Source organism: Stenotrophomonas maltophilia group sp. Smal13, from assembly GCF_030236855.1.
GTDB classification, from domain to species: Bacteria; Pseudomonadota; Gammaproteobacteria; order Xanthomonadales; family Xanthomonadaceae; genus Stenotrophomonas; species Stenotrophomonas maltophilia_A.
In genome coordinates this window covers 60,278-86,004 of sequence record NZ_JASJSQ010000011.1, presented here as the reverse complement: position 1 = coordinate 86,004, position 25,727 = coordinate 60,278, and the positions used below count along the sequence as shown (strand labels likewise).

At 65.6% G+C, this 25,727-nt stretch carries 37 protein-coding genes; all 37 read right to left on the bottom strand.

Translation table 11 applies throughout. From position 1 onward, the window contains the following. On the bottom strand, positions 1 to 1,235 hold a 1,235-nt coding region (locus tag QRO95_RS06285; protein ID WP_285301982.1), incomplete at its 3' end, for a phage minor tail protein L. Continuing rightward, positions 1,232 to 1,702, bottom strand: coding sequence for a hypothetical protein (locus QRO95_RS06280; protein ID WP_285301981.1), 471 nt, complete (start codon positions 1,700 to 1,702; stop codon positions 1,232 to 1,234). The genes QRO95_RS06285 and QRO95_RS06280, both read right to left, overlap by 4 nt. Positions 1,703 to 1,704: 2 nt before the next feature. Further along, on the bottom strand, positions 1,705 to 2,781 hold the full coding sequence (locus QRO95_RS06275) for a hypothetical protein (RefSeq protein WP_285301980.1): 1,077 nt from the start codon (positions 2,779 to 2,781) through the stop codon (positions 1,705 to 1,707). Between the two features lie 9 nt (positions 2,782 to 2,790). Then, on the bottom strand, positions 2,791 to 3,120 hold the full coding sequence (locus tag QRO95_RS06270) for a phage tail protein (protein WP_121503652.1): 330 nt from the start codon (positions 3,118 to 3,120) through the stop codon (positions 2,791 to 2,793). Then, on the bottom strand, positions 3,117 to 6,461 hold the full coding sequence (locus tag QRO95_RS06265) for a phage tail length tape measure family protein (protein WP_285301978.1): 3,345 nt from the start codon (positions 6,459 to 6,461) through the stop codon (positions 3,117 to 3,119). Before QRO95_RS06265 ends, QRO95_RS06270 begins: the two co-directional genes overlap by 4 nt. Beyond that, entirely contained in the window at positions 6,461 to 6,775 is a 315-nt protein-coding gene (locus QRO95_RS06260) for a hypothetical protein (protein WP_285301977.1), read from the bottom strand. The genes QRO95_RS06265 and QRO95_RS06260 overlap by 1 nt, the downstream gene beginning before the upstream one ends. 28 nt (positions 6,776 to 6,803) lie before the next feature. Then, positions 6,804 to 7,196, bottom strand: coding sequence for a hypothetical protein (locus tag QRO95_RS06255; protein ID WP_285301976.1), 393 nt, complete (start codon positions 7,194 to 7,196; stop codon positions 6,804 to 6,806). Between the two features lie 102 nt (positions 7,197 to 7,298). Next, complete coding sequence (locus tag QRO95_RS06250) at positions 7,299 to 7,769, bottom strand: hypothetical protein (RefSeq protein WP_285301975.1); 471 nt, start codon at positions 7,767 to 7,769, stop codon at positions 7,299 to 7,301. Positions 7,770 to 7,896: 127 nt separating this feature from the next. After that, on the bottom strand, positions 7,897 to 8,139 hold the full coding sequence (locus tag QRO95_RS06245; protein ID WP_065183278.1) for a hypothetical protein: 243 nt from the start codon (positions 8,137 to 8,139) through the stop codon (positions 7,897 to 7,899). Positions 8,140 to 8,148: 9 nt separating this feature from the next. Next, the gene (locus tag QRO95_RS06240; protein WP_285301973.1) at positions 8,149 to 8,559 is read right to left on the bottom strand and encodes a phage tail terminator-like protein; all 411 of its coding nucleotides are present in this window, start codon (positions 8,557 to 8,559) and stop codon (positions 8,149 to 8,151) included. Further along, positions 8,556 to 8,981 (bottom strand): hypothetical protein, encoded by a 426-nt coding sequence (locus QRO95_RS06235; RefSeq protein WP_285301972.1) that lies wholly within the window; start codon positions 8,979 to 8,981, stop codon positions 8,556 to 8,558. The genes QRO95_RS06240 and QRO95_RS06235 overlap by 4 nt, the downstream gene beginning before the upstream one ends. Further along, entirely contained in the window at positions 8,971 to 10,047 is a 1,077-nt protein-coding gene (locus QRO95_RS06230) for a phage minor head protein (RefSeq protein WP_285301971.1), read from the bottom strand. The genes QRO95_RS06235 and QRO95_RS06230 overlap by 11 nt, the downstream gene beginning before the upstream one ends. Continuing rightward, entirely contained in the window at positions 10,047 to 10,403 is a 357-nt protein-coding gene (locus QRO95_RS06225; protein WP_285301970.1) for a hypothetical protein, read from the bottom strand. Before QRO95_RS06225 ends, QRO95_RS06230 begins: the two co-directional genes overlap by 1 nt. Beyond that, positions 10,400 to 10,621 carry a hypothetical protein gene (locus QRO95_RS06220; protein WP_285301969.1) on the bottom strand — a complete coding sequence of 74 codons (222 nt, stop codon included), beginning with the start codon at positions 10,619 to 10,621 and terminating at the stop codon, positions 10,400 to 10,402. The genes QRO95_RS06225 and QRO95_RS06220 overlap by 4 nt, the downstream gene beginning before the upstream one ends. Further along, a complete protein-coding gene (locus QRO95_RS06215) occupies positions 10,621 to 11,133 on the bottom strand; it encodes a DnaT-like ssDNA-binding protein (RefSeq protein WP_285301968.1) in 513 nt (170 codons plus the stop codon). The genes QRO95_RS06220 and QRO95_RS06215 overlap by 1 nt, the downstream gene beginning before the upstream one ends. Before the next feature lie 2 nt (positions 11,134 to 11,135). Beyond that, positions 11,136 to 11,726 (bottom strand): hypothetical protein, encoded by a 591-nt coding sequence (locus QRO95_RS06210; RefSeq protein ID WP_285301967.1) that lies wholly within the window; start codon positions 11,724 to 11,726, stop codon positions 11,136 to 11,138. Positions 11,727 to 11,771: 45 nt separating this feature from the next. Beyond that, on the bottom strand, positions 11,772 to 12,701 hold the full coding sequence (locus QRO95_RS06205; RefSeq protein WP_285301966.1) for a DUF2184 domain-containing protein: 930 nt from the start codon (positions 12,699 to 12,701) through the stop codon (positions 11,772 to 11,774). Positions 12,702 to 12,713: 12 nt separating this feature from the next. Continuing rightward, entirely contained in the window at positions 12,714 to 13,181 is a 468-nt protein-coding gene (locus tag QRO95_RS06200) for a hypothetical protein (RefSeq protein WP_285301965.1), read from the bottom strand. Between the two features lie 3 nt (positions 13,182 to 13,184). Then, complete coding sequence (locus QRO95_RS06195) at positions 13,185 to 14,387, bottom strand: DUF2213 domain-containing protein (RefSeq protein WP_285301964.1); 1,203 nt, start codon at positions 14,385 to 14,387, stop codon at positions 13,185 to 13,187. A gap of 3 nt (positions 14,388 to 14,390) precedes the next feature. After that, complete coding sequence (locus QRO95_RS06190) at positions 14,391 to 16,175, bottom strand: anti-CBASS protein Acb1 family protein (protein WP_285301963.1); 1,785 nt, start codon at positions 16,173 to 16,175, stop codon at positions 14,391 to 14,393. Next, positions 16,175 to 17,668 carry a phage terminase large subunit gene (terL, locus tag QRO95_RS06185; protein WP_285301962.1) on the bottom strand — a complete coding sequence of 498 codons (1,494 nt, stop codon included), beginning with the start codon at positions 17,666 to 17,668 and terminating at the stop codon, positions 16,175 to 16,177. The genes QRO95_RS06190 and terL overlap by 1 nt, the downstream gene beginning before the upstream one ends. Beyond that, positions 17,619 to 18,107: a terminase small subunit gene (locus tag QRO95_RS06180; RefSeq protein WP_285301961.1), complete on the bottom strand. Its 489-nt coding sequence runs from the start codon at positions 18,105 to 18,107 to the stop codon at positions 17,619 to 17,621. The genes terL and QRO95_RS06180 overlap by 50 nt, the downstream gene beginning before the upstream one ends. 3 nt (positions 18,108 to 18,110) lie before the next feature. Beyond that, positions 18,111 to 18,281 (bottom strand): hypothetical protein, encoded by a 171-nt coding sequence (locus QRO95_RS06175; protein ID WP_197659310.1) that lies wholly within the window; start codon positions 18,279 to 18,281, stop codon positions 18,111 to 18,113. Further along, on the bottom strand, positions 18,278 to 18,754 hold the full coding sequence (locus QRO95_RS06170) for a hypothetical protein (protein WP_197659309.1): 477 nt from the start codon (positions 18,752 to 18,754) through the stop codon (positions 18,278 to 18,280). Before QRO95_RS06170 ends, QRO95_RS06175 begins: the two co-directional genes overlap by 4 nt. A gap of 1 nt (position 18,755) precedes the next feature. Continuing rightward, the gene (locus tag QRO95_RS06165) at positions 18,756 to 18,971 is read right to left on the bottom strand and encodes a hypothetical protein (RefSeq protein WP_043034789.1); all 216 of its coding nucleotides are present in this window, start codon (positions 18,969 to 18,971) and stop codon (positions 18,756 to 18,758) included. Then, on the bottom strand, positions 18,968 to 19,294 hold the full coding sequence (locus QRO95_RS06160; RefSeq protein ID WP_164158292.1) for a hypothetical protein: 327 nt from the start codon (positions 19,292 to 19,294) through the stop codon (positions 18,968 to 18,970). The genes QRO95_RS06165 and QRO95_RS06160 overlap by 4 nt, the downstream gene beginning before the upstream one ends. After that, the gene (locus QRO95_RS06155) at positions 19,291 to 19,806 is read right to left on the bottom strand and encodes a hypothetical protein (protein WP_285301959.1); all 516 of its coding nucleotides are present in this window, start codon (positions 19,804 to 19,806) and stop codon (positions 19,291 to 19,293) included. The genes QRO95_RS06160 and QRO95_RS06155 overlap by 4 nt, the downstream gene beginning before the upstream one ends. Before the next feature lie 355 nt (positions 19,807 to 20,161). Then, a complete protein-coding gene (locus tag QRO95_RS06150; protein ID WP_285301958.1) occupies positions 20,162 to 20,761 on the bottom strand; it encodes a hypothetical protein in 600 nt (199 codons plus the stop codon). Further along, positions 20,748 to 20,963: a hypothetical protein gene (locus QRO95_RS06145; protein WP_285301957.1), complete on the bottom strand. Its 216-nt coding sequence runs from the start codon at positions 20,961 to 20,963 to the stop codon at positions 20,748 to 20,750. The genes QRO95_RS06150 and QRO95_RS06145 overlap by 14 nt, the downstream gene beginning before the upstream one ends. Next, positions 20,960 to 21,328 carry a hypothetical protein gene (locus QRO95_RS06140; protein ID WP_285301956.1) on the bottom strand — a complete coding sequence of 123 codons (369 nt, stop codon included), beginning with the start codon at positions 21,326 to 21,328 and terminating at the stop codon, positions 20,960 to 20,962. The genes QRO95_RS06145 and QRO95_RS06140 overlap by 4 nt, the downstream gene beginning before the upstream one ends. Beyond that, a complete protein-coding gene (locus QRO95_RS06135) occupies positions 21,325 to 21,864 on the bottom strand; it encodes a hypothetical protein (protein WP_285301955.1) in 540 nt (179 codons plus the stop codon). Before QRO95_RS06135 ends, QRO95_RS06140 begins: the two co-directional genes overlap by 4 nt. After that, a complete protein-coding gene (locus QRO95_RS06130) occupies positions 21,846 to 22,229 on the bottom strand; it encodes a Ref family recombination enhancement nuclease (RefSeq protein ID WP_285301954.1) in 384 nt (127 codons plus the stop codon). Before QRO95_RS06130 ends, QRO95_RS06135 begins: the two co-directional genes overlap by 19 nt. Continuing rightward, positions 22,226 to 22,408: a hypothetical protein gene (locus QRO95_RS06125; protein ID WP_285301953.1), complete on the bottom strand. Its 183-nt coding sequence runs from the start codon at positions 22,406 to 22,408 to the stop codon at positions 22,226 to 22,228. The genes QRO95_RS06130 and QRO95_RS06125 overlap by 4 nt, the downstream gene beginning before the upstream one ends. After that, positions 22,401 to 23,081 (bottom strand): hypothetical protein, encoded by a 681-nt coding sequence (locus QRO95_RS06120; RefSeq protein WP_285301952.1) that lies wholly within the window; start codon positions 23,079 to 23,081, stop codon positions 22,401 to 22,403. Before QRO95_RS06120 ends, QRO95_RS06125 begins: the two co-directional genes overlap by 8 nt. Continuing rightward, the gene (locus QRO95_RS06115; RefSeq protein ID WP_285301950.1) at positions 23,078 to 23,707 is read right to left on the bottom strand and encodes a hypothetical protein; all 630 of its coding nucleotides are present in this window, start codon (positions 23,705 to 23,707) and stop codon (positions 23,078 to 23,080) included. The genes QRO95_RS06120 and QRO95_RS06115 overlap by 4 nt, the downstream gene beginning before the upstream one ends. Then, the gene (locus tag QRO95_RS06110; RefSeq protein WP_285301949.1) at positions 23,704 to 25,014 is read right to left on the bottom strand and encodes a replicative DNA helicase; all 1,311 of its coding nucleotides are present in this window, start codon (positions 25,012 to 25,014) and stop codon (positions 23,704 to 23,706) included. Before QRO95_RS06110 ends, QRO95_RS06115 begins: the two co-directional genes overlap by 4 nt. Beyond that, positions 25,011 to 25,718 carry a hypothetical protein gene (locus QRO95_RS06105; RefSeq protein WP_285301948.1) on the bottom strand — a complete coding sequence of 236 codons (708 nt, stop codon included), beginning with the start codon at positions 25,716 to 25,718 and terminating at the stop codon, positions 25,011 to 25,013. Before QRO95_RS06105 ends, QRO95_RS06110 begins: the two co-directional genes overlap by 4 nt. Positions 25,719 to 25,727: the final 9 nt, after the last annotated feature.

Below are 25,727 nucleotides of genomic sequence, written 5' to 3'. Positions count from 1 at the left end.
CGGCCATCGGGTCGCGGCGTGCTCGCCTGGAAGGGCAGTTTGTCGCTCCTCACCCCGCCCCCGGACTGGTCCGGTGCTGGGTCGGTGGTCGGCACATCGTTGACGTCAGCCACGGCCGGCCCGGTGTAGCCGCAGAACGGGCCGCGGTAACCGCCCCGGATCAACCAGCCGCACACGCCCGAGATGATCTGACGACCGGGCAGCTGCTCGCCGTTGAGGTCGATGGCCGTGGTCAGCTCGAACTCGACCACTTCCTTCGTCTCGGCCACCTTGCGCTCGATGAACCAGATCTCGTCCAGGAAGTGCTCGTTGGGGTCGGCGGTGGGGTTGCGGTCCTTTTCGGGATCAGCGGAAGTAATCTTGAACGGCGTTGCAGCTGCACCGTCCTCAACCTGCATCCCTAGTATCGTGACGTTCTGACCTACTACAAACGAGTGCGGGCCGATTCCATAAGTGGGCGCGCCACTTCCCGCTTCGGCGTAGGTGACGACGACAACCAGCTTCCTAACGCCGTTGCCAAGATCCTTGTACTCCTTTATCTCGGCCTGCCCCGCAGTAAATGGCAAGTTGATGGTTGGCCAGGCATCAGTGGCACGACCCCAGACAAAGCAGTCACGCACACCTGCAGTCGTCGGGTTGGTGAAGTGGAGTCGAAAAGCCCCCGACGTGCCGAACTTGAAGTATGCCGTGGTGGTCACCTGCTTGTTGGCAGCGACAGCGGTGGTGTTCCACATGCCTGCGACTCGGCGGATGTAACTGCCCACTACGGTGCTGGCTACAAGCGCCGGATCTGTGAAAGTGACTCCATCCACGGTGATGGGCGGCACTACTGTCGCGCTTGCTCCGAGGTTACTCCACGTTGATGCCATCGCATTGGCGCTGTTCCTGACCCTGTTCGGGACCGAAGGGAAGTTGGCCACATCGAGATACTTCACCAGCGTCTGCCGGCGGATCACCTTGGCCCCGACCATGTCGCCGTAGAGCATGCACATGGCCGCGATCCGGCCGTCCAGGTTGCCGACCTTCAGCCTCGGGTTCGGCGGCTGGTCGCTGGTACGCTCGAAACCGGTCGCTTCAATCGGCCAGGCGCCGTACTCCTGCCCCTGCCACCAGATCACGCCCGACTGCAGGTGCGCGTGGAAGAACAGTTGGTCGGCGCCGAAGCTGCTGGCGTCCAGCTCGTAGACCGTGACGCGGCCGCCCGGCTCGAGCTGCTGGGCATCGGCGGTGATCATTCCAGCACCGCCGTTTCACCCGTGCCCAGCGGCAGCGACACCTCGCCGGGCCAGTCGAAGGTCTCCGGCTGTGGCAGCAGCGCCCGAACCTGCTCCCAGGTCTCGATGCCTGCGGGGGCGGCTAGCACCAGTGCCTCCAGCTCCTGATTCACCGCGTCACGCCACGCGACCATCGCCCGGGCTTCATCGCGATAGCGCGGCACGCTGCTGTTGAAGTAGCTGCAGCACGTCTCAATGCTGTCGTAGCGGCGGTCCTTCACCCATGCGGTCATCCAGTCCCACGCAGCAGAACGAATTGCCTGGTAGTGCTGAGGGCTGTGCAAGGCGTAGGGAGACGGAGCGGGAAGCGGCGTATTCCCGGACCGGCACCATTCTACATAGTCGTCCCACAGCCTATGCGCGGCTGGGATGAACACCCCAGTTTCAACGCAAAGAACAACGTCTGGCTTGCTGGTCAACTGATACATGTTCAGATCTCCGCGTCGAAAAGCAGGCGCGCCGGATCCGAGACCAGGCCCGTTATGTAGCTGGAGCTTCCAGCCGTCCCGCTTGCCACGTTCCCCACAATTGCTACTCGCCGGTTGCTCGCAGGGGTGAGAGAAACGGAAGTCACTGCTGCACCGTCCGAGAAGCCGATCTGGCCCGATGCCAGCCGAACTGCGGGGACCGTCGCCATGTCGACTGACGTGTCCAACCACCCAATGATTGATGTCGCGCTGAGGCGAAACACCGGAGCAAAAGCTGTTCCGGCGGGCAGGCGCATTTCGTAGCAGTAGCGCTGGCAAAGCAGCAGCTCCAGTGCTGGCGAGCGCCATTCAAATTCAGAGGCGTACTCGCCCTCTTCGAGCTGAATCCCCCAAATCCTTACTGCTCCGCTCTTCTGTCCAGCAGCGCTGGCACGGCTGGCGAAGTTCGACCCCGCATCAAGCCACCAATTCAGCGAAGTACTGCTGCGATCCCCAACTGTTTTCCCCACCACGCTTGGAAGCGTGAAGGTAAATGTGAAGCGTTGGGGGGAAGCAGTAAGCGTGAATGACTGCTTTGCAGCTTCAGTAACCTCAGCACTCCCGCCTGCGCCGAACAACTGCGACGCCTCAAATCCAACCTTGAAAGTTCCCGACTCGCAGAATCCATAGAAGCTGAGAGTGACCTTCTTTCCCGAAAGCTGGCGGACATCCTCCAGGCGAGTTCTGGCCACTGCGTAGTTCGCAGCACCAGCACCGGATGCCACTTGAATGCGCAGCCCCGCAGCCACTCCCGATGGAAGTGCGTCTGGGCTTGGCAGGCCTTCGCGCCCGATCCTGCTGGCGGCAATGGTTGTTCCCGCCGCAGCGAATCCAAAGCGATCGGCAAGAAAATCGGCGACGGAAGATGCTGCACGGGTTGTACCCCGCTGCCACCAGTGCAGGCCCCCATTGATCACTAGATTCTTGCCGCTCCCATACAGTTCCGCGAAGTTCGCGTTTGCCTTGTCAAATGCAATCTTGGCTGGGTCGCCCTTGTAGGACCCGTGGTCGGTCGTGGTGTCGATTACTTGGCGTGCCATGTTGATCCCTTACGGCTGGAACGTTTGTTCGAAGGTGGCCGTGATGCTGTGCACCAAGCCGTTGGGGAACGGCTCGCCCTGCGCTGTGCACTCGAAAAGCAGCAGGCCGCGCGGGCTCTGCCACAAGAACGAGCGCCCGACGTGGGCATCGAGGAAAGCGATGATCTGATCCACCATCGTCTTGGAGCCGGTGAAGGTGAGTTGGTAGCTACGGCTGCGCGGGTTGATGCCATCCGGAGCGCTCTGCCGGTAGCCATCACCGAACTGGGCGCGTTTCACCACGTCCTTGATCGTGCTGCCGCCGGTGCTGGTGGGTCGCCAGGTAAAGGTATCGGTCATCGGCCGGCCCCCATCGAGTGCAGCACACCGCCAGGCTTCATGGACTTGACCTGTGCGTCCCTGATCTTCATGTCCACGAACTGCCCCAACTCCTTGCCGAATTGGTTCATCAGAGACGTGTCCGCATCGGTCTCGGTGGTGCCATCGCTGTTGACGACCACGTTCACGTTGATCACGGAAGCACCACCAGCAGGGCCCGCACCGGCCGCTGCGGCAGGCGCTGCAGGAATGACCTGGCCGTCGTTGCCCGGGATCAGGTACGTGCGCCCTCGGCCATCGTTGAATAGCTCAGGCTTGCCGCCCTCGCCCACCTCGTACAGCGTGGAACCGCTCACCGGGCCACCGCGCGCCCTTCCGCCGCCGTAACCGGCCAGCAACCCCTCATTGATGCTCTGCGTGCCGCTGGTGGCCGCCGCATTGCCCGCCGCGGTGACACCTCCGCCCCAAGCGCTCGCGACTGCGTTGATGAGGCCGACCGCCGCCTGCTTGGCTGCGATGCGGGCGAGGTCCGCGATGATGGCGTTGGCCATGTCACGGAACGACAGCTTCCCGGTCTGGGCAAGCCGCACCCAGGCATCCTCCCAGCTGCTCAGTGCGGTGTTCATCACGCTGTTGGCCTGCTCCAGCGCATTGCTGGCGGCGAAGGAGTAGTCCTCCCATGCGCGCTGAACGCCCGCGCGCCAGTCGCTCAGCATCGCCAGGCGCTGCTCTTGGAACGTGCGTTCCTTGGCCAGCTCACTGTCGCGGTACGCAGCTGCGTTGGCTGCCATCAAAGCCCAGGCTTCCTTGTCCTTGGCCACGTCCTGACTGCCGATGCGCTTCAGCTCGTCCTGATACTCGCGCTGGATGTCCAGCTGCCGGCGCAGCATGCCCACCGCATCCGACCCACGTCCCATGCCCATCAGGTCCAGCTCGTTGGAGCGTGCCCGGTTGCTGCTGGCCTGCGCGAGGATTGCCTGCTGCCGGGCCAATGCCTCAGCCGCCTCCTTTTCCTTGGTGTACGCCGCAGCCTTCTGGCCGGACGCCAGCAGCTCCTCCCTCGCTGCCGTCAGCAGCGCCCGGGTGGACGCCGTCATGGTGTTCTTACCCTTGGCCAGCACCTGCTCGATCGCCATCGCCTGGCGCTCGCTCTCGGTCACCTTGACGCCGGTCTCCACCAGCTGCTTGTTCGCCTCGATCTGCCGCTGGGCAGCGGCCAGCATGTTCTGCGCGGCACTGTCGTCTCCGTTGCGTTTGCCCACGCCGTCGCGTCGGTTGAACGACTTGTCGACGTCGGCCTGGGCCTTGGCGATCAGCCTCTGCATGGACCCGTCGAAATGTCGGGCATCGTTGTCGGCCAGCTTGTTGTACTGCGCGATGATCTTGAGGCGTGCCGCTTCACGGGCGCTGGCCCGGTCGAGGCCCGCTACCTGAGCATTGATCGCCTCGGCAGCGGCCTGCTCAGCCGTGGCGCGCTCCTGCGTCACGGCGGCAAGGTCACGGGCGGTCTGCGGATCCAGTGCACCGCCCTCATCGATAGGCTTGGGCAGCGGCGGCAAGCCGCGCATCGCTGCAGCCGCGTCATTCAGCGCCTTCGACAGAGATGGCAGGCCGGCCCACTTGACCAGTGATCCACCGGCAACGCCGAGGCCCAGAACGTCGCTCAGACGTGGCAGGCGGGCAAGAACGCCCCACTCCCCAGCCAAGTCGACTACCGCACTGGTGAAGCTGCCAAGCGCGCCCCACGCGCCGCTGATGTCGTCCTTGATGCCCCGCCAGCCCTTGGACATCTCCGGCATCACCGCTTCGGTACGGTCCGCCACATCGTTGAGGTGGGCTGCGAAGATCTGCATCGCTTCACTCGCTGCCTGCTGCATTCGCCCCTCCTCCTTCAGAGCGACAATGCGCTGCAGCTGCGCGGCGGTCAGGAATCGCTCTGCATCGTTGAGCTTCAACAGCCCGTCCACCGGCTCCTTGGCGATCGATTCGAATGCTCGGATCGTCTCCTGCGCAGAGCGGCCCGTGGATGCCTCCATGCGTGCAGCCGCAGCCGCCACCATCTCGAACTGCTCCCCGGCAAATCGCCCGGCCTTTGCCGTCTCTGTCAGCGCGGCCACAGCGCCGCTGCGGGAAACGCCCTGCAGCTGGTCGATGCTGCTGGCCAGTTCGAGGAACCCGGCAGCACCGACCGATGAGGCCTGGCCGCTCAGGATCTGCGCCTTCTGGAAGTCGAACAGCTGGTCTTCCGATTGCTTTGCGGCGATGGTCAGCGCCGCCAGCGCGGCGGCAGCCAGCGTCAACGGGTTGATCAGCCCGAGCACGTATCCGCCCACGGCACGCGCCGCAGGGCCGATGCCGCCGAACTGGTCCTTCAGCTGGCCGCCCTGCTGGATCGCCACCATCCACGCCGGCTGGCCGCTCACCAAGCTGGTGGTGATGTCGGTCACCTGCATGGGGATCATGCGCAGATTGTTCTGCAGCTGCTTGGCGGACTGTCCCATGCCGTTCTGCGCACCCGTTGCATTGAGCACGGACGCGCGCATGGCGTCGATCTTGTTCTGGTACTGATCGAAGATTGCCGGGTTCACCAGGCCCGCCTTGTGCGCCCGCTCCAGTCGCTCCTCCATGGAAGCCAGCCGGTTCAGCGCGCCCACGGTCGGGTCGATCTGGCCCAGCAGCTGCTTCAGGTTGATCTGCTGCGCCTCGGCAGCGGCAGCGGCCTGACGGACCTCGTTGGCTGCCCGTGCCTCGGCCTCCTCCAGAGCGCGAGCACGGGCGACCATGCGGTCCTGCTCACTGCCAGCACCCGCCAGCGCCCGCGCCTTGTGGTCGATGCCCAGGGCAGCGTCGCGCGCAGCCTCGGCCAAGGCACGCTCGGACAGGTTCGCCTCACGGTTGCTTGCCGCCCATTCCATGGCGCGCTGGGCAACGCCCTTCAGCCTCGCGTCCTGGTCGGCCAGCTGCTTTTCCAGCTGCTGGCTGGCCGTGGCCACCTGGGCGGTCGATGCAGCTGCAGCAGCGCCGGCGGCGCCGTAGGCCTGCGCCTGGGCGGCGGTGCTGGCCAGCTTGCCGTCGAGCGCGCCCAGCGAGGCCAGGATCTCGGCGTTGGTTCGGTTGAGCGTCTGCAGCTCGGTGATCACCGCCCCGGTGCCGGTGCCGATGCGGTCCAGCGCGCCACCCAGACGGTCACCGAGCGCGCTCGAGGAACGCTCCACCGTCCTGGCCAGCGCCGAGTACTCACGGTCCAGCCGATCAGCAGCACCACCAGCGCGGTCAGCAGCAGCGGCATTCTCGTCTAGGGCCTTGGTGCCCTCCACCAGGCCGCTGCTGTCGACCTTGTACCCAAGCTCTGCGATGTCCATCAGGGGCTCCCGTTGTTCTGCATTGCCCGCTCGCGCGCGGCCTTCTGGTCTTCGCGCACTGCGCGCAGGTACTGGTCGTCCATCGCCATCAGCATCTGGACCTCCTCCGGCAGCAGTTCGAGCTGCAGGAGCGAGGCCCATTGGCCGATGTCAGCAAAGGTCAACGCTTCCGGGCCGCTGTGCCTGCGCCCTGATAGCTCCCAGAACCAGCCCCAGACGTGGGCAACCGCGTCCGGGACCTCCAGCTCTGGTGATTCGGCTATACCGAAGCGCGCATTGCGCTGGCGCCGGGTCTCGCCGTTCTCATCCGCCATGTCGTAGCGGACGGCAATGTAGACGGCCTCAGCCGTCCGTTTCGTCAGGTCGGCGAAAGAACTCCGCCCGGTCGGTCAGGGCGACGTCGACCTGTTCCCCCACCCACGGCAGTTCCTTGAGCAGCTGCTGCAGGGTCTGCGGGTTGTACTCGGGCTTCTCCCCGTGGAAGGTCAGCTCCCCCTGCCACTCCCAGCCACCGATCGATGCACAGAGCATGCTGATGCGGCTGGCCTCGATCTGCTCGGCACCCACCTTGCCGCGGTGGTTGATGCGGTCGTTGATCGCCTTGCGGCCAGCGGCCCTCACCTGCGGGTGGCTGTCAGGCAGCAGGATCAGCACCAGGCCCACTGGCTCCTGGGTGGCCGGGTGCACGATGTCCAGGCGGCGCTCGGCCGCGACGATGTTGGTCAGTTCGGTCATGTTCGGGATCCTTGATGTCGATCCGGTAGTGAGCCCCGGGGGAAGCCGGCCGGATCAGTTCCGGCTTGTCAGGCGGCCGCCCTATCCCCCGAGGTGTTCGGGTTACGGCGTGGTCGGGGCCGGCACCGTGATCGGCGCCTGGTTCAGCGCCAGCGTGAAGGTGTTGAGGACGAAGTCCTCATTGCGGCCGCCGGTCACGTTCGGGCCGGCGACCAGGCCGCGCAGGTATTCGATCGAGCCATCGGCACGCTCCACCTTGAATGCGTAGGCGTCCGGCACATTGGGCGCACCCGCAGCGCGCAGCGCCACCTGGCCCGGGTCGGTCAGATCCTCGGCCACCTCCACCTGCGGGTCGCCCGCATTGGTGATGCCCTTGCCCTTCAGCGCAACCAGGGTGTCCAGCGTGTCGTACTGGACGATGTTGGTATTGATGCCGCGCTCACCAATGCTGCCGACCTTCTTCACCTGCACGAAGGTGAGGGCCTTGAACTCGGTCTCGGTCAGGTCGGTGTTCTTGGGGGTGGCGCAGATGTGCAGCTTGGTACCTGCGTTGGTCTTTGCTTCAGCGGCCATAGCCGTATCTCCTCGCGATGGGCGTAAAAAAACCCGCCACGGGGCGGGGTCGTTGGAAAAGCGAAAGGCCCGCTGGTGAGCGGGCCTCTGGAATAGATTCGGGAATAATTTGCGGTCGGTTCTGTCGTTACTTCTTGGCTGGACCCAGCTTGGCCGCCACCAGCTGCATGGCCTGCGGCCGAGTGAACCCCGCCTCCACATAGGCCAGGTATTCCGCCCGGACGAACCGCGCCTGCTCGGCGCAGAACTCGTCCAGCAGCTGCCGGTTCCGCTTCATGCGCGTGATGGCATCGCGCATGGCCTGCAGCTCACCCTCGTTCGGGATCTCGTTGCTGCTGACCAGGTGCAGGTTGGGCGGCTTGGGGCTCATGGCCGGAGTCTACCCCGAAACGAATCCCCGCCACGGGATGGTCACCGGGTGCATGACCCGCTCCGGGTCCTGGATGATGCTGGAGGTCCAGGGCTTCCTCTCCACCCGCATGCCGGCAAAGGTCGTGCCCTTGGCGAAGGCGGCGATGATCTGGTCCGTGATCGCAGTACCGACCATGATCCCCTGCCCCGGCCGGTAGCAGGCCGACAGCTGGCCGAACCCCTGCATCAGGAACGGGCCATCGTCTTCGATGCCGTAGTTCTCGGTCCGGTTGGGGAACCACTGCAGCTCCAGCCATCGAGCGCCGTTGCCGGTGGGGGGCTTGAACCCCTGCCCCGGGTAGGAGCAGTCCAGCGTCTGCGCAGCAGCGAACTGCCCCACCAGCGTGGCGAATGCGTCATAGATCGCGGTGTCGCTCATCCCATCCGTCCTTTCACGTCGGCGGTGACCTCGGCCACGATGAAATCCCAGCGCTGGGCCGCCGCGCGGGCGAAGCCTTTGCCCGCTTGCGCGTAGGATCTGCCCAGGCTGTCCTCGCCTTGGAAGCCGTGCTCCATGCGCATGGCGTACTTCGCGGTCCAGCCAGCCCACACGGTCTGCCCCAGCTCCATGGTGGCGAACACCACCTCCGGGGCCTGCGCGCTGTCCGATGGCATGCCCTCGACCGACGCAGCGGCAGAGTTGCGCAGGAAGCCGGTATCCACCGGCATCTTCCCGCCCTGCCCTTCGGGCGTGCCGGCTTCCTCCATCAGCTTGGTGGCCGACTCGCGGAAGATCACGCCCTGCATGGCCTTGGCCTTCTCCGTGAAGGCCCGGACCTGGGCTCCGAATTTATTGGCCACGCTTCACCTCCGCCGCCATGTTCACCCGGTACTGCTTCATGCAGCGGCAGCCGATAGTTTCCTCCGGCCCGGCACCGAGCGCGGTGTCGCCAGGGAACCGCATCAACGCGCCGCTGGGCGTCTGGAACGGTTCACCGAATCGGCGAACCTGGCCGTTCATCGCTTGGTGGCTGTGGCGGGTCCTGTCGTCACCGGTTGCCGACCACGTGCCTTCGACGTTCTCCGGCGCCAGGCGGCCGCTCTCGATCTGCTGCCGAAATGCTTCCTCGCGGCCGGCTGCCATCGCCGTCAGCGACTCAGTCCGAGCGATCATCTCGCCACGCAGCGCCAGCAGCCTGTCCGAATAGCGCGCAGCGATCTTCTCGACATCTGCCGGCGCCACCGGCTTCCCGGCCTTGATGGCCCGGCTGACGATTCCGTCCAGGCGCTTGTCGCGCCGCTTGCGGCCGAAGTACTCCGCCATCTGGGCCGGATCACCGCTGGCCAGCTGCTGCCGGACATTGGCCACGAACTGCGCCTGCTGCGCGGTGAGGCCAACGATGCCGCCACTGCGGCGGCCGGTCTCGCCCACCCTGCCGACCAGCTCCAGCGCCGTCTGGCGCGGGTTGGTGCCGGCGGCCATGCCGCGCACCAGGTGCTGACGCACCAGCACCCGCTGATCCTCCACCACACCGGTGATCAGACGCGAGGAGTTCGTCTGCAGCCAGCTCTCTACGCCGCGGTTGCGCATGTCGAACCCGAAACGCAGGAGCGGCGTGTCGTTGGCCGGGTTGTACCGCCCGCGCACCTGCTGCCGCAGCGACAGGGTGGGCAGCTCCTTCATGCCGACCTCTGCGCCAGTGGCAAAGGCCTGGCGCACCTGTTCGGCCAGCGGCGAGAAGCGCTCATCGTTGAAGCCCAACGCCTCGAGCACGGCATCCACCTGCCCGGCCTGCAGGAGGCTCGCAAGCAGGTCCAGCTGCACCTGCGCGCGCACGCCTGCGATGGCCTGCTCGAATGCACGGCGCATTGCCGGTTCCAGGCGTCGGGCCAGCAGTTCCAGCTCGCGGGGTGTGTAGTCGGCCATCAGCGTCGGGCGTGAAATTCATAGAGGAGGACCTGGCCACCCGGGGAGAGCGGCTGCAGGTCGATGAAGTGATACAGCTGGCCACTCAGCAGCAGCCGGTCGTCCTTGCCGGGCTGGATGTCCATTGCGGTCGAGATCAGGCCCAGCTTGTCGCCCTGCTGCACCAGCGTGGTATCGCGGTCGGTAAGGCTGTATTCCAGCTCCACCACCTTGCAGTCGTGCTGCGTCGGCTCGCCCGGCTGCGGGTTGTGCGGCGGCCCGGTCGGGGCACCGTCGCGCTCCAACTTGGTGGCGTAGCCGAAGCGGGCAATCAGCCGCTCGGCCGTGGCCTGCATGCGGTCGTAGAAGGCCGTCATGCGCCCATCTCCATGGGAAAGACCTCCACGATGCCCCTGGCTGTGCGCTCCACCATGCGCTTGCCGTGGCGATGCAGCTTTGGCGGGTCGTCGAAAATGCGGACGATTCCCCGATCCGTGTCCGCATAGACGACCCCAGACAGTTCACGCCCGTTTAGAAGGACGCGGCGGGGGCCACGGCCGTCACCAGCGATGTGGACGCCGCGCAGCATCTCCATCAGACAACCCTCACAGCAGGGAACGTGGCCGGCGTCCGCAGCAACGGTGCCAGGATCTCGTCAATGGCCGGCACCACCGGCCTGTTCGGCACCTGGCCAGCGGCCGTGGCATCGGCGTAGGTGACCTCGATGGGGCCGACCTTCTCCTTGGTTACGGCCTCGGTGGCCACGTAGTCCGGCGACAGGCTGCCCGGACTGGCCAGCTCCCGCAGGGCCGCCTCGTAGGCTGCGCGCTCCACCTCATCGGGCACCTCATCCGGCTGGATGGGGTCACGGTCATAGTCGATCGCACCGGTGCGGGGCCACTCGTTCGGCTGGCCCCGCCCGGCCGTACGCACGCCGGGGAACATCGACGCCCAGCGGCCAGATGCCAGCAGGATCCGGTAGCGGCCGTCGATGTAATCCGTGGCGCGGATCAGCGCACCCTCGCGGGCCTGCTCGGTGCCGGCAGCCCAAGCGGCATTACCGCGCGCCTGGTGGTAGCTGTTCGCGCCTTCCAGCGTGCCGTACATGGTCAGCCCTCGCCCTTCTTGGCCTCGGCGTCGGCGATGGCGCCTTCCAGCTTCGCCACACCCCAGGTGCCCTTGGCATCGATGCCCAGCGCCTTGGCGCGCGCGATCAGCGCATCCTTCTTGTCCTCCGCCGGCGGGTTCTGCGCGGTGGTGGTCGCGTTGGCCTTCTCGGCTTCCGCGGCGGCGGCGGCTTCGCCCTTCTTGGCCTCGGCGTCGGCTTCCGCACGGGACTGCAGCTCGCGCACCATTGCCGCCAGCTCCGCTTCGCGGTCGCCTTCTTCCAGCGCGTTCCAGTCGGCAGCGGTCAGGCCAGTGTGCTCAAAGGCCTGGCGCACCACTTCGCCCAACTGCACGGAGACGCCATCGGCCAGCTCGATGTTGGCCGGCAGCACGTTGGAGCCGAGCAGCGATTCCTGTGCCGGTGCACTGGGCTTGCCGCCTTCGGCGCTGAGGATCTTGCCCTTCAGCCAGCCCTGCACCACCGCGTTGCTCTTCAGGGCATCCCAGTTCGCGATCGAGGTGGCCTCGCCCGGCGGCAGGATGGTGCCGTCCGGCAGGCCCAGCGGGCCCTTGTGGTTGTTCGTGATCTTCATGCTTCGCTCCAGTGAGGCCCCGGCGCGTGGCCGGGGCCGTGCGGATCAGATGCCGTCGAGGTAGACGACTTCCTTCGGCAGACGAACGTCCAGGCCGCCCAGGCGCATCACGCCCGGGATGTCCCAGCGCAGCGGGCCGGACTGGTACGCAGGCAGGAAACGGTGCGGCATCGGCATGTGCAGCTTCAGCACGTTCGGGTCGTAGCGATAAGCGACCAGGCGCGGCACTCCACCGACGCCTGCGGTGTCCAGACCGCGCTGGCCGCGAATGGTCAGCTGCTGGCCGGTCTGCGCGGTGTAGATGTTGTTCGCGCGGAACCACTCCAACACGGTCTTGTCGCTGTTGTCGCTCATCTTGCGGGTCGCGATGTGGAAGTATCGCGACCACGGCAGCAGCAGGCGATCCGCGATGGAAGCGGTGTTGGTGCCGTTGAAGATGTTCAGCAGCGACTGGTTCATGTCGGCCACGATCTGGTCCGGCGTGGCATTCGGCCAGTCGCCGGTCGGCGCAGCGACGGGGGTCACGCCAGCGGCATTGAACAGGCCGGTGAAGCCCTTGCTGGCATCGCCCAGAAGCGCGACGCGATCGACCATTTCTTCAGACGCACGGCGTGCGGCGGCTGCATCTTCGGTCGACAGGTTGATGCCCAGCATCTGGGCGCGGCCGATCTCTTCCCAACCGAACCCGTAGCCGATACCAGCGGTGTAGACCGGCGTCTCGAACTTCGAGCGGACAGTGCCAGCCTTCGGGATGTCATCGGCATTGCCGTTGATCCAGTCGGCCTTGCCGTACTGGTCCTGCGACATGTAGGTCACCGACGTGGCGAACTCGCTGCCGGTGGTGTCAACGGGCACCAGGGTGCGGTACTGCACGTCCGGGTAGATGGTGCGGTAGATGCCCGGCTCGATGATGGAGGCCTGGGCGATCACGAAGCCCAGGGCTGCCTGGGCGTCGATCAGGGGAATTGCGCTCATGTGGTGGGCTCCTTAGCCGAGACGGACGACGGCCAGCTGACCGGCGGCGGTGGTGCTGGTGTCCCAGCGGGCGCCAGGAATGGCGGTGTTGTCGGTTGCCACGTTGGTGAACGCGCCGGCGGCGGTCAGGTAGACGTCGTCGCCTGCGGCCACCGCCACTGCGGCGGTCACCCACAGGTCGCCTTTGGTGCGGACACGGGCCGACTCACCCACGCCGAACGCATCGGTGGCTCGGCCGGTTACCTGGCCCGCCGTGACCGTCAGGCCCGATGCCGAGCGGTCCAGCATCGCGATGCCGACATACTTGCCGCCGGCGAAGGTCTTAACCGACTTGTCGGTGGCGCCCTGCTCCACGGCCTTGCCTAAGGCGATGGCTGCACCTTCGACGGTGCGGGAGATCTCGGTGGCCGGCAGCATGGTGGCCGGCGCGCCCGCAATGGCGGCCGGCTGGGTGTCCGGATAGTTGATCTGCAGTGCCATGACTTAGTCCTCCTTCTGGCCAGCGGTGCGGAAATCCAGGGCGGCGACGGCCGCGGCGTAACCGTTGTCCTTCACGGGCTGGCGGTGGGTGGAGCTGTCGCGCAGCGCCTGGGCGACCGGATCGACCGGTTTGGCTTCGTCGGCCAGGATGTCGAAGCGGGCCTCGATGTAGGCGTCGGCCTTGCCCGCCACCGCGGCATCGCCAAGCTTGGCGACCACGGCAATCTTGCGGACCTCGGCATCGGTCTTGCCGCTGTAGTCGGCGTCGTGCACAGCCTTGGCCTTGGCGATCAGGTCCCCGCGCTGCTGCACGCGCTGATCCAGGTCGGCGTCGCTCAGCACCTTGGCTTTCAGGGCATCGCGCTCGGCCTCGATCTTGGCGATAGCCGCGTCCTTGGCATCGATGGCAACCTTGTTGGCAGCATCGGCAGTGCCAGCGGCGGTCTGCGCGTCCTTCAGCTGCTGCTGCAGCTTGCCAATGGCCTGGGCGCCGGCGTCGTTGGTGACGACGGACAGCCCATCGACCAAGATGGTCTTGTCGCTCATGGGTTCTTTCCTCGTAGATGGATTGTGGTCGTCGCCGTGCTGGTGCTGCTGACCACGCGCCCGGTCGACTAGCGCGAGTTCGTACTGCGTGAGCGGGGCCGGGCCCCATTGCGAATCACCCATGCGGGTGTTGCCGGCGCGCGGGTTGTTGTCTGGCAGGTAGGCCACGTGGTTAAAGCGCAACGGGCCGGCCTGGCGGTACTGGTACGGAGTACCGTCGGGCGCCACGCCTTCATCGGCGACGATCTCCACCGAGTAGCCGGCAGACAGCGAGCGCGCGCCTGCGAACACCTCCTTCGCAGATGCGGCGTCCATGATCGCCATGGGGGCAACTACGTGTTCGCCATCGCGCACCACACGGCCACCAACCTGCCCGACCGTCAGCTCTTTCCAGTTGTCGGCTGTGACACCCTTCGGCGGGTGGCCGCGCGTGACCGGCCGGCCCACCAGCGAGCGCATGCTGTCCTCATCGAACACCGTGGCCGGATCGCGGTAGACCCCGAACACCCGGCCAGCGTCGTCGCCAGTCAGGCCCAGCTCGCGGCCCAGGTACTGCTGCACGTTGCCCGCGCGGCTGACCTTGGCATCGCCGACCAGGAAACCGTCGCGCGTGAATGCAAGCCCGGACGCATCGAGCGCCAAGCTGTCGAAGATCTCCATGATTCAGTCCTCTCGAATTTCTTCGAAGATTTCCGGGCCCAGCACGATGCGGCCGCGGTAGGGCTCGACCTTCGACAGGTCGACGGTCGCCTTGGTCAGGCTGATGTGCGGGGTGTATTCCGGCCAATCGTAGGAACCACCAGCGCGGATGATGCTTTCATGCCGCCAGGAGAGCTGCGACGACGCGAACAGCAGCACGGCAGACATACCGCCCAGCGGCTCGACCGCGCGCGGGCCGCCCTCGGGGATGACCAGTTCGTCCTTGCCGCCGTTGCTCCATTCGTTGGCATTGCCGGCCTTGATCCAGTCGAAGGCCTGGCGCGAGTAGGCGATGGTCACATGCAGGTCGTCCAGCAGATCGGTGATGCCTTGCTCCTTCGCCCAGACCGCGATCTCGTCGGCATTCACCACCTTGCGGCTGACGTACAGCGACCGCGGCTGCGCGTCCTTCACCGGCACTACCGCTGCGATCTCCTCGTCGTCGTCCTCGCCCCTTTCCTCCTGCGGCGTCGACTTGCCGTACTCCAGCATCTCGGCTTCCAGGCCCGGAGCAATTCCGGCCTCCGTAAGCATGTTCACTGCGACAGTGGCCAGCACGTTCTCCGGGATCAGCCTCGTATCGGCAATGATCTTGATGCTCTCGGCAGTGCTCTTGCCGATGGCTGCGCGCTCCGTGTCGGTGGTCTGCCACAGGCTGCGCCAGTTGTAGAACACCTCAGCCGGCCGGCTGCCAAGCGCCGAGCGGATCAGGCACTCGTCAAGCACTTGCAGCGCCGGCTGCAGCACCAGCTCCTGGTTGCTGCTGATGCGGTCGTAGTAGTTCCGCAGGTCGCTCTCGCCGCTGGCGTTGAGGCCGCCCGGCGACTGGCCCAGCAGGCGGGTCATCGGGATGTCCGACGCGCCGGAGGTCAGCTGCATGAAGCCCATCAGCAGGTCGATCAGGCCGCCGAACTGCGCCTGCTTCTGCTCGTACTCTTCGCCGGCGTCCAGCAGCAGCGTGCCATTGATGCCCTTCGCCATGGCCGCCAGCTGCAGCCGCTGCAGTACCTGCTGCTCGTACTCCTTGTCCGCCAGCATGGACATGAAGTTCGGGATCTTGATGACGTCGACCTTCGCTTCGAAGACCAGCGAGGCAATGTTCGCGGCGCTGGCGTCGGCATCCTTGATGGCCTTGCTGATCGCCAGCAGCACCGAGTCGCCCCATCCGTCGCTGATCCCGAACTCTGGGTCCGGCTTCTCCGCACCGTGCAGGATCACCAGGCGCGACGGGTGGATCTGCACTTGGCCAGCCGTACCGCTGGTCAGGGTGTAGAAGGCCGGCAGGCCGTACCCCGGCGATTCCGGGTCAAGGTCCAGCTCGCCCGCCTGCAGTACGCGCTTCGAGAGCACGTTGATGTGGCGGATCCCGCCCTTGCCAATGGACTCAGGCTTCAGCGGCAGCATCGGGTCCGATTGGCCCGTGCCGATGTAGAGCGCGGCGCCGCCAGTGAGCCGTGCGCGGATCATCGCCCTCAGCACCTTCTGCTGCAGGCCTAGCCGCTTCTCCTCTGCCTCGATGGCGGTGATCTGCTCCTGGTCTGCGCTCCAGCCGCGCCACTTCCGGCAGCTGTCCATCGCCGGGATGTCGATCACCTTCCGAGCCAGCCAGGTGCCGCGGTACGCGTTATCCGCCTCCTGTTCCGACAACGTCGGCACGCCGTAGAAGGTAGCCGCCGCCTTGTCGCGCGGCGTACCCAGGTTGGCCACCAGATTGACCAGCCCATCTTTGAGTTGCGTGAGCTTGCCCATCAGAGCGCGTTCCCAAGGTTGTAGGTGCTGCCGGTGACCAGCTCAGCGAAAGCGCCCGAAAGCGCGTCCACCTGGTCGTCGTGCTTTGCGTTGGGGAATTCGGCGATCTCATCCAAGAACGCCGCCACCCATGGGCCATTCACCAGCTTGATGTTTCCGGCTTCGGCCTGAGCCTCAACCGGCGTTGCCCGGACCTCCTTGGATCCGGATTCCAGCGCTGCCTTCACGTCCCAGCCGGCCAGCAGCTTGATCTGATGCGCGGCGTTGCTCTTGCCGGCGGCGCCAGGGTCCTGCGGAATCCGGACCTTGATGGCCTTGCCGTCCTGCAGCGCGGTGTTCTTCAGCATCGTCTCCACGCCTGCCGGCGACTTCTGGTCGCGCACTACGTCGAGCACGTAGTAAACGCCGCCGACTTCTCCCAACAGCAGGCCGACTGTGTAGTTGGGGTCAACCTTCTTCTTCTGCTGCTTAGGATCCGTGGCGGCGAAGTCCCAGCGGCGCACCTTCCGCGCTGCCAGGATCGCCGGCGCTGCCTCCACGACCTCGAACCAGTCCCGTTTGAACTTGCCACCGTCGCGCGGGGTTGGCCGTTGCTGCTGCTGGCCGGCCACCGCGTAGCTGCCCAGGATCTTCTTGTCGCGCTCGACCACCGCGCGGGGGAAGCGCTCAGGGAACAGCAGCTCGCCATCCTCAGTGCGCGGATCCTCGAACCCGATAGACGTCCGGCAGCGGCGCTCTGGTTCGAACTCCATCGGCAGCATCAGGTGCTCATACCCGAGCCCGAGGTCCAGGATCTGCCCCGACACGTCCTTTTCGTGCAGGCGCTGCATGATCACAACGATTGCAGACGTGGCCGGGTTGTTCAGTCGGGTAGGCACCGACTCGCGGAAGATGCGGGTCGTCGTCGCGCGCTCCGCCGAGCTCTCCGCCGTCTCCGTTGAATGCGGGTCGTCGATAATCACCCGGTCGCCGCGGCCACCGGTCAGGCTGGCAAACGCCATGCCTTCGCGGTTGCCCATCTTCGAATTGGCGAAAGACATCTCGCCCGACCGGTTAAGCTCGATCTCCGGCCAGAGACTGCTGAACCACTCCGACTGCACCAGGTCGCGCATGCGCCGGCTGTCGCGCTTGACGAACTTCTCCGCATAGGAGGTCGTCAGGTAGCGCATCGACGGCAGTCCCCGCGGGCCCCATTCCCATGCCGGCCAGAACACGCTGGCCACCAGCGATTTCATGGTCCCCGGCGGAATATTGATCAGCAGCCGGGTGATCTGTCCGTCGGTGATCGCTTCCAGGTGCTGGCACAGGACATCGATGTGCCAGCCGTGCACGTACGGCTGTGCTGGCTCCAGAGCCGGCCATGCCTCACGGATGAAGCCAGCCAGTGTGGTGCAGCGCTGCCTGATCGCCTCGCCATCGCGGGCAAGGCGCTCGCGCTCGGCGTCAGCCGCCCTCCTCGCCCGCTCCGCCCGGATCTCCGCCAGCGTCGGCAAGCGGACCGAGGATCTGTTCAAGCTTGTCGAGATCATCGTCAGAGAGGTCTTTCAGGTTGTAGGTGCCGATCGCGCCACTGTGCTTGTGCTTCTCCACCAGCAGGCCGGCCAGCTTTCCCTTGCCCATCGTGGCGGTGACCGCCGCGCTGGCCTGTTTCTCCTTCAGCGCCAACTTCCGAGCTTGCTCCAGCTCGGCCATCAGGCTGTCGACGGTCACCTCGGCTTTGTTGGCCACCTTCTGCTGGCCAGCACGTACAGCGGTCAGCACGCGCGGATCGGTCAGCAACCGAGATCCCTGCTGCCGGGCTGTGCTCTCGCTGTAACCAGCACGGATGGCCGCCTGCGTGCCGTTGTGATCCTTCAGGTACTCCAGCACGAAGCGCTGCTGCTTCGGGGTCAGGCCGACCGCCTTGTCGGCGGTGGTCTTCTTCGCGCCCATAGTTCAGCCCCCTCGCGCGCTCCGGGGAGGAATATCCATCACCACCCACACCATCGCCAGCAACGCCACACCGATGCACATCAGCGCCCCGGTGAAACTGTGATCTACCAGCCAGAGGCCAAACAGGATCATCGTCACGGCGATGACCCAAGCAATCCACGCGGAACGACTCATCGCGTCACCTCGGTCCGGTCTGCGGTAACGATGGCTTGGCAAGCCCGTACGTGGTCGTCGGCGTCACGCCCGATTTGAACAAGAGCACCCGCGACCTCTGCTCGTAGTTGGGCGTGCGCATCACGTTCGATGGTGCCGGCGACGGCTTCGGACAGGCGAGCGGTATTGCAGGTGGCGAGGTCGTCGCGCAGCTGGAGGCTGCCATCACGCACGCCAGCAGCAACAGCAGCAGGGACGGCCGTGGCCGCAGTGCGATCTTCTTCATGCTTGGCTCCGATGGTGGCCAGGGTGTCGGCCTGCTGGTGTTCAGTGGCCCGCACCGACTGCTCTTGCTGTAAAGCTTGCGCGGTACTTGATAGCAACTTGTCAGATGCGTCGCGCTCAGCCTGGTCACCACGCCAGGCCCATCCGGCACCGAACATGCCAGCCGACCAAGCGACGAACACCAGCAGGTAGATGGCGATCCGGTTCATGTCAGGCCCCCGGACCCTTGCGGGTCATACCGAAGAAGTAACCGATGACCATGCCGGTAGCGTTGTTCAGACCGCCGATCAGCATGCCGAACGAGTCCTTGTTCTCCGGCGGGATTGCCACCGCAATTAGGGCGGCCATGGCCATGCCGAGCAGGAACAGCACCAGCACGGCGATGCCGACGCGCGCGGCGCCGATGTTGCGGGTCGCGAAGGTCATGCCGCACCTGCCAGTGAGTGAATTTCCTCCAGCGCCCAGTGATAGAGCGGCTGGTCGATGATGGTCACCCGGGTGAGGCGCTTGCCGCGCACCACCTTCACCGCCACCTGGGTCGACTGCTGGACCGCCAGCAGCACAAACGCAATGCGCTGCTTGGTGGGGTCCGGCTCCTGCAGCACCGCCAGTGCGTCGCTCACCATCTCGCGGATGGCCAGCAGCAACTCGGCGGTGGGGTTCTTGGCCTTCTGGTTCTCCAGCACCACCAGCACGCCCTGCAGCTGGTTGACCGGCGAGAGCTTGGCCCTCTTCTTGGCGGCCGTCATGCGAGGCCGAACAGCTTCTTGGCCTGCGCCAGCCGGAGCTTGCGATCTTCCAGTCCGTTGGTGCCGCCATTGATGCGCTTGGTCACCGCCACGACGTCGTCGCGGTCGGCCAGTGCGTTCAGACCTTTGCGCTGCCAGAACCAGCCAGCAGCGGTGGCAGCCCAGGGCAGCATCGCCACAGCGCCCGGTTCCCGCAGGAAGTAATCGCCCCGCCCCATCGCATGGCTGAAGGTCGCGTAATTCTCGCGCCCAGTCAGCTGGATGAGGCCCCGGCCCTTGAAGCGCACTCCGTCGCCCGGCTGCACATTGCCCAGATCGGCTCGGCCTTCGTAAGCCCTGCCCGAGGCGTACTCGGAGGCCGTGCGGAAGCCATCCGATTCGTGCGCGACCTGGGCCAGGAAGTGCGCCTTCTGCAGCGCGGTCACGATCCCGAACTGGATGCAGACGTCCTCCAGCGGCTTGGCGTACTGGCCGGCGCCCATGGCGGCGGCTACGGTTTCGGTGCTCACCATGGTGTCTCCATCGATAGGTGCGCGATCACCGCTCTGGAGCGGAACCTCGCGCGAGGTGGGGTGCCCGCCCCTCGACCGGCTTCGCTGCACGGTGTGGTTGGTCCGGGGGGGCTGCGGGCGCAGAGGGCCGATCACCACCGCTGCCTAGGCGCTTCCCTGCGCCGTAGCGCCAGGGGTGCAAACCGCCCGGTTGCGTAGACGCCAGCCCCAATCGCCTCACGGCGAGCGGAGGGGGATTCGGCGCGGTGGTTGATCGGTGTTCGGGTCCCGGAAACGCAGAAGCCCCAGCGCAGGGCCGGGGCTTCAGGGACAATTCTTGACAGTTGCAGAATTCGACCATTTGCTGCCGTCACTGTCAAGCGGCGTCTGTCCACCTCATTCCACGAAGAAGATCCAACGCCCTCGATAGCTCGTACCGGTACTGGCGGGTAGTGAGTGCCGGAGGTTTGTCCTGCTGCCTTTCAGACAGCTCAATGCCAAGCCGAAGCGCCATTTCCTTTTCGAACAGTTCGCATGCCATGCGAGCCTTGATCGCTTGGCTTACGGCGCTAGTGAATTCCACTCTCACTATGATCGCCCTCAAGAGATTGTGGCGATGCAGTGACGACAGCGCTCGGTCCACCCATCGGAGTTCGTCAGGGATACCCACATCGACCGCAATCTCAGGATTGTCGTGGGGATGGTCAGCATCATTGGATGCCCGAACCGGATCGGCCGCCCACATCGGTACGATGCGCAGTCCTTTGACGCCGCTCCCGGCGGCCATCAGGCGTCGGCGGTCGGCACCGTCTCGCGCAACTAGATCTCGCATCGCACGCTCGGGGGTCTTCGGTGCCATGTCCCGCGCCCGCTCCAGCACATGCGCGCTGCGGTCGGCGCGGCTCAGGGCAAACCGATTCACCTGGGCATGTCCCCAGCGGCGCAGTTCTTCGGTCAGCGGATCAGTGTTGCGCATCGCGCATGCCCTCCAGTACGGCGTCATCGAATCGGAACGTCGGCAGCTTGCCGTCGGTGTCGCAGGTGCCAGCCCGGTCGGGCCAGCCCTTGCAGTGGAAGCCCGCCGCGCCGGCGGCGCGGAAATGGCAGACCGAGCAACGGCCGTGTTTCCGCAGGTGTGACCGGTAGCGCTTCTGCATGCGCAGTTCGGCCGGCGTCACAGGCCCTCCTCCTTGCGGATGCGATCAGCCAGGTCCATGACCTTCCAATCGGAAACCCCGCTGGGGATCGTGACCATCTTCTGGCAGCTGGTGCACTTCACCTTCGTGCGGCCCTCCAGCAGGCGGACATGGGCCGAGAGGAGAGACCAGCGTTGGATGAGGCCGCTGTCCTCGCGGGCCAACTGCGCCAAAGCCCAAACAGGATTGAGCTTCTCGCCGCAGTCCCGGCAGGTCACTTCCGATGCGCGCTCATCAATCAGGAAGTGACTGTGCTGGCAGCCGCCGTAGCGGTTAACGATGGTCAGCTCACCCGTCGGGGCGTTCTTCGGCTTGACCGGCAGCAGCACGACATTGTCGTCACTCATGCAGCCGCTCCCATGGCCAGCTGGTGTTCGGCCCACAGGGCGATCAACAGCGCGTCGGCCCGGCCGTTGTGCTTCTTCAGGTTCAGCAGATGGGCGGCCGCCGGGAAACGCTGGATGGCCAGCAGACGGGCGGCATCCTTGTCCTGACCGATCAGCCCGAAGCGCCGCTTCCAGCTCGCCGGCTCCGCGCGTAGGTAGGGAATCCCCAGCAATTCGAATGCCGCCTTGGCCTTGCCGTAGTGGTCGCCGAAGTTGAAGGACGACTGAGGGCCGGCCCGACGCTCCTCCTTTCCGTCGGCGCCGCGTTTCGGGGGCATCGCCCTCACGCGTTCGATGACGCCGGACAAGGTTGCGCCCGGGTTCATTTCCTTCGCCGCGCGGATGAAAAGCGCGATGCCGCGGGCGTCGACCTCCTCGTTCTCGCCGACGGTCAGCAGCGGCATGTCGATCACCGGACCGGGCGCGCCGTCCACCAGCGCGGCGATGGCGCCGGTCCGGCCGGGGTCGATGCTGATTATCAGGCGGCGGGTCGCCATGAGGTCTTCTCCAGGTGCTGTTCGATCAGGGTGTTCTGCAGGTCCAGCAGGTAGTCGTCGGTGCCGATCTCCTGCCGGAACCGGCGCGGTTCGCGGGCATAGCTGGGGCCATATCGGTCAGCGCAGGCCGAATGGCTGAGGCCGGCCATCGGCTCACCGACGTGGTGCCATGGGCACAGGCCGATGGTGAAGTCGTGGCCCCGCCGCCTCTGCCCGTGTTTGCCGCCGACCAGCAGGTGATGCACCTGGCAAGGCATGAAGCCGTGGCCGAGCGCGTCGCAGACGATGCAGCCAATCTCGGTGATGGCATCCATCCGCTGCTGCTGAGCAATGGTCGGGTTGCCCGTTGAGCGTCCGCGCTTCACAACTGCACCTCTCTGTCATCGCCAAAGAATTGGCCCAGTTGCGCGTACAGTTCCGCAGCCTGCTCGTGGGTCATGTCGATGCACAGGCCGCAACCGGCGATCTGCATGTCGAAGGCAATAGGATTCACGACGGACAGCTCCCCGTCCTCGCCGCTGATGTCGATATGCACGTCAGCCAAGGGGCACCTCCGGGCGAGCGGCGACCATGGCGGAATATCGCTCGTGAAAATCCGCAATCCTGATGCCAGTCCGCAGGTACGCGTGGGGCATTTTGATGCTCTCCACTGCGTCCTTCATGGCGTCGGTGGGCCGGACCGGAACCAGCACGTAGCCCTGTGGCGGCGCGAGGACAGCGATGGCAGCGCGCGCCAGATCCATCCAGCCTTCAACCTCGATGGGCGAGCAGTCCTCCCACGTCCAACCCGATTGCGCCTGCTCCGCAGCCTGCATGGCCTTCGCCACTCGCTCGACCGTTTCGAGGTCACGCGCGGAAGGGTCGGCTGTAGCCAGGCCGTCACCTTCCGGGCGTACATCGGATCCATGCTCCAGTGCATTCCCTGCCACAGCGTCTTTACCGGGTTCGGCCAGGTCGAGCCCAACATCGACAGCTTCGGGCTGCACTTCATGTGCCCCAGGTGCGGAAGACGTAACGACCTGCAGGTCGTCGGCAGGGATGAGTGTGGGTCGCTGATCGAGCAGTGCGAGCCGAAGCCGCGCACCGGCCGCGGCGACGGCATCCCGCGACGCCGCTGACTCGCAGCGGATGGTCACAGCAGGATCGCCGATGGTTGCGTTGTAGAGGCCTCGGGCTGCCTCGAACAGCTCCCGCGCCCGCTTCTCGATTTCGTTCATGCCGCCCTCTCCTGCTGCCGGCCGTTGACCATCCGCCAGTAGTCCGCGCGCACGTCCTCCAGCATGACGTGTGCGTAGTGGTCACCGATCCAGGCGGTGATGCCCTTGAAGAAGTACGCGAAGTCCTCCTCCTCCATCGAATCGAACGCCAGGGACTGCGCCACCTTCACCGGAATGGTGCGGATCTCAGGCAGCACGCCCGACAGCACCTTGCGCGCGCCCGCGCCCAACACCGTCTCTGCGGCATCCAGCAGCGCCCTCACCACCGGGCTGGCGTCCATCTCCACCATCTCGCAGCAGATGCCCGACTCCAGCTGCACCTGTTTCAGCGCCGCATGCGCGTCCAGGTCACGGAACGCCTCGACGTTGTCGACCAGCAGGTGCCCGATGACATGGGCCAACCTGTGGAACGCGGCATTGCGCGAGGCCTTGATCTCCAGCCGGTACTCATGCCCGACGCGGTAGCCTCGGTCCTTGGCCAGCCTGCGATCGATGTCGTTGCTCGGGGCAAACGCACCGATCTCCTCGCCCGTGGCCGGATCGACCAGGCGCAGGCAGATGGCGTAGATTGGCCGGCTGGCCCGTTTCGCGCGGATCTTGCGCGCTGCTGCTGTCATCGCGGTCATGTGGCATCCCCGAGTTCATCGGCAGCGCTGCGGTTGACATAGGACGTCGAACCACCGTGCCAGGTCACCGGAACCACGCCGATGTTTCCGTGCCGGTTCTTCACCACGTTGATTTCTGCTGCTGTGCGCTCGGCTTGCGGGTTGGACAGGTCGCGCCACAGCATCATGATCTGGTCGGCTTCCTTCTCGATCTCCGAGCTGTCGGCCAAGTGCTTCATCTGCGGCCGCTCTCCATCGGCCTCGCGGTTCACCTGGGCCAGCGCCACCACCGGGATCCGCAAATCGCGGGCCAGATTCTTCAGGCTGCGGGTGATGCTGCCCACCTGCTGGTGCTTTGGTGCGCGGGACATCGATGCGATCTCGATGCGCTGCAAGTAGTCCACGTAGAGTGCGCGGATTCCCAACTGGTGCTTCCACCGACGGGCCTCGCGCACCACCTCGGTGATATCTGGCGATGGCCGGTCGTGGATGCGCACCGGGAGCGCGCCGTACTGCTCGGCGGCGTGCAGCAGCGAGCCGACATCGTCGTGGCGGAACTTACCGGCGCGCAGGCGACCGACATTGACGCCTGATCCAGCGGCCAACCAGCGCAGGCCGACCTGGTCAGCGGGTTGCTCGCCAGAAATCAGGCCTACCGCCCCACCCTTCGCACCGGCGGCGGTAGCGCCGAGCAGGAAGCCCGTCTTTCCCATGGCCGGGCGCGCGCCAACGATGATCAGGTCGCTGTCGTGGAAGCCGCCCAGCGCCTCGTCCAGGTCGAAGATGCCGGTGGACACGCCGATCAGCTTCCCTCCATTGCGCTGGGCTTCCATGGCCTGGGCCACCGCGGCGTCGAGCGCGGACTGCGAAGTGTGCTCGTAGCTGCGGTCGGCGGCGTGCAGCGTCATCAACCGCTGGATCGCGGCGTCCACTGCGTCCTCCTGCCGAGCCTGCGCGCCTTCCTGCAGCTCTCGCGCGATCGCCAGAGCCTCACGGTCACGCCACGCGGCCAGCAGGATCGACGCCTGATAGGCAGGCTGGCTGCTGGGGTACAGGTCGCGGTCGACGCCGATCAGCATCGCCAGCTCGCTCAGTCGCGGGCTGCCCATGCGGTCGGCCACGTCTGAGATCGTCACCGCGTCCACCGGCTTTCCGCCGGCGTCCATGCTGCGGATCAGCTCCCACAGCTGGCCGTGTGCCTCGTTGCCGAAGTGAGCCGGCTGCAGCGGCATGTCGGCGATGCTGGACGGCCGGCACATCGCCGTGTGCAGCACCTGGCGCTCGACCTGGTGGATGGCGGCGCGGTGGTTGGCTTCGAGGGTCGTCATGCGCTCAACCTCGGCAGGGCTCCCTTCTGCGGTTCCTGCGGTGCGCTCCGCCGGGGCGGCGCCTGGTTCTGCGCCTTGGACAGCCACGAGTTGATGAAGCGCATCATCCCGCTCTGTGTCTTCCTCTTGGCAGGGTTTGACATGGCCCAGGCCTTCATTGACCTGAGCTCCTGCTTCACGTCGACGGCAGGATAGAGCTTGGAGAACTCTTCCACTGAAGCCATCGACACCGGGAACCCCGCCCCAGTGTTGATAGCGATCTCAATGAATGGCGCCTCGACTGGCGAAGATTGCAAAGCAAACGCAGCCCCTTTATCGCCTCCGTCTTCGTCTACGACTCCGTCTCCGCCTAGGTGAACATCCGTTATCGGATGCGAATCATCTGCTACGCAAGTGTTTTGCATATGATCCTCAGGTGCTGGGTACTTGCTGTCTTTGGCCCTTACCTGCTGTCGGAAGTCCTGCAATTCCAGAAATGCCTTGTCTGCGACCGTGTAGAGAACGATCAGCCTTGCACCAACGCACTCGGCCAGGTGTTTGGAGATCGAGTCTTCTTTCACGCTATCCAGCTTCAGCGGGTAGCAGGACGCCCTTAGCAGCGTCAGGTTTGCGGTGTAACGCCCGAAGTCGTCCACCACTGACATCAGCCGGCGGTAGAACAGCTCGGCATTGGGCGAGAGGGCATTCACCCGCTCGCTGGTCAAGATTCCTTC

Bases quoted from the DNA above. Each gene is read 5' to 3' on its own strand.
- QRO95_RS06280 (WP_285301981.1), bottom strand. From the start codon at position 1,702: ATGTATCAGTTGACCAGCAAGCCAGACGTTGTTCTTTGCGTTGAAACT.
- QRO95_RS06275 (WP_285301980.1), bottom strand. From the start codon at position 2,781: ATGGCACGCCAAGTAATCGACACCACGACCGACCACGGGTCCTACAAG.
- QRO95_RS06270 (WP_121503652.1), bottom strand. From the start codon at position 3,120: ATGACCGATACCTTTACCTGGCGACCCACCAGCACCGGCGGCAGCACG.
- QRO95_RS06265 (WP_285301978.1), bottom strand. From the start codon at position 6,461: ATGGACATCGCAGAGCTTGGGTACAAGGTCGACAGCAGCGGCCTGGTG.
- QRO95_RS06260 (WP_285301977.1), bottom strand. From the start codon at position 6,775: ATGGCGGATGAGAACGGCGAGACCCGGCGCCAGCGCAATGCGCGCTTC.
- QRO95_RS06255 (WP_285301976.1), bottom strand. From the start codon at position 7,196: ATGACCGAACTGACCAACATCGTCGCGGCCGAGCGCCGCCTGGACATC.
- QRO95_RS06250 (WP_285301975.1), bottom strand. From the start codon at position 7,769: ATGGCCGCTGAAGCAAAGACCAACGCAGGTACCAAGCTGCACATCTGC.
- QRO95_RS06245 (WP_065183278.1), bottom strand. From the start codon at position 8,139: ATGAGCCCCAAGCCGCCCAACCTGCACCTGGTCAGCAGCAACGAGATC.
- QRO95_RS06240 (WP_285301973.1), bottom strand. From the start codon at position 8,559: ATGAGCGACACCGCGATCTATGACGCATTCGCCACGCTGGTGGGGCAG.
- QRO95_RS06230 (WP_285301971.1), bottom strand. From the start codon at position 10,047: ATGGCCGACTACACACCCCGCGAGCTGGAACTGCTGGCCCGACGCCTG.
- QRO95_RS06225 (WP_285301970.1), bottom strand. From the start codon at position 10,403: ATGACGGCCTTCTACGACCGCATGCAGGCCACGGCCGAGCGGCTGATT.
- QRO95_RS06220 (WP_285301969.1), bottom strand. From the start codon at position 10,621: ATGGAGATGCTGCGCGGCGTCCACATCGCTGGTGACGGCCGTGGCCCC.
- QRO95_RS06215 (WP_285301968.1), bottom strand. From the start codon at position 11,133: ATGTACGGCACGCTGGAAGGCGCGAACAGCTACCACCAGGCGCGCGGT.
- QRO95_RS06210 (WP_285301967.1), bottom strand. From the start codon at position 11,726: ATGAAGATCACGAACAACCACAAGGGCCCGCTGGGCCTGCCGGACGGC.
- QRO95_RS06205 (WP_285301966.1), bottom strand. From the start codon at position 12,701: ATGAGCGCAATTCCCCTGATCGACGCCCAGGCAGCCCTGGGCTTCGTG.
- QRO95_RS06200 (WP_285301965.1), bottom strand. From the start codon at position 13,181: ATGGCACTGCAGATCAACTATCCGGACACCCAGCCGGCCGCCATTGCG.
- QRO95_RS06195 (WP_285301964.1), bottom strand. From the start codon at position 14,387: ATGGAGATCTTCGACAGCTTGGCGCTCGATGCGTCCGGGCTTGCATTC.
- QRO95_RS06190 (WP_285301963.1), bottom strand. From the start codon at position 16,175: ATGGGCAAGCTCACGCAACTCAAAGATGGGCTGGTCAATCTGGTGGCC.
- QRO95_RS06180 (WP_285301961.1), bottom strand. From the start codon at position 18,107: ATGGGCGCGAAGAAGACCACCGCCGACAAGGCGGTCGGCCTGACCCCG.
- QRO95_RS06175 (WP_197659310.1), bottom strand. From the start codon at position 18,281: ATGAGTCGTTCCGCGTGGATTGCTTGGGTCATCGCCGTGACGATGATC.
- QRO95_RS06170 (WP_197659309.1), bottom strand. From the start codon at position 18,754: ATGAACCGGATCGCCATCTACCTGCTGGTGTTCGTCGCTTGGTCGGCT.
- QRO95_RS06165 (WP_043034789.1), bottom strand. From the start codon at position 18,971: ATGACCTTCGCGACCCGCAACATCGGCGCCGCGCGCGTCGGCATCGCC.
- QRO95_RS06160 (WP_164158292.1), bottom strand. From the start codon at position 19,294: ATGACGGCCGCCAAGAAGAGGGCCAAGCTCTCGCCGGTCAACCAGCTG.
- QRO95_RS06155 (WP_285301959.1), bottom strand. From the start codon at position 19,806: ATGGTGAGCACCGAAACCGTAGCCGCCGCCATGGGCGCCGGCCAGTAC.
- QRO95_RS06150 (WP_285301958.1), bottom strand. From the start codon at position 20,761: ATGCGCAACACTGATCCGCTGACCGAAGAACTGCGCCGCTGGGGACAT.
- QRO95_RS06140 (WP_285301956.1), bottom strand. From the start codon at position 21,328: ATGAGTGACGACAATGTCGTGCTGCTGCCGGTCAAGCCGAAGAACGCC.
- QRO95_RS06135 (WP_285301955.1), bottom strand. From the start codon at position 21,864: ATGGCGACCCGCCGCCTGATAATCAGCATCGACCCCGGCCGGACCGGC.
- QRO95_RS06120 (WP_285301952.1), bottom strand. From the start codon at position 23,081: ATGAACGAAATCGAGAAGCGGGCGCGGGAGCTGTTCGAGGCAGCCCGA.
- QRO95_RS06115 (WP_285301950.1), bottom strand. From the start codon at position 23,707: ATGACCGCGATGACAGCAGCAGCGCGCAAGATCCGCGCGAAACGGGCC.
- QRO95_RS06110 (WP_285301949.1), bottom strand. From the start codon at position 25,014: ATGACGACCCTCGAAGCCAACCACCGCGCCGCCATCCACCAGGTCGAG.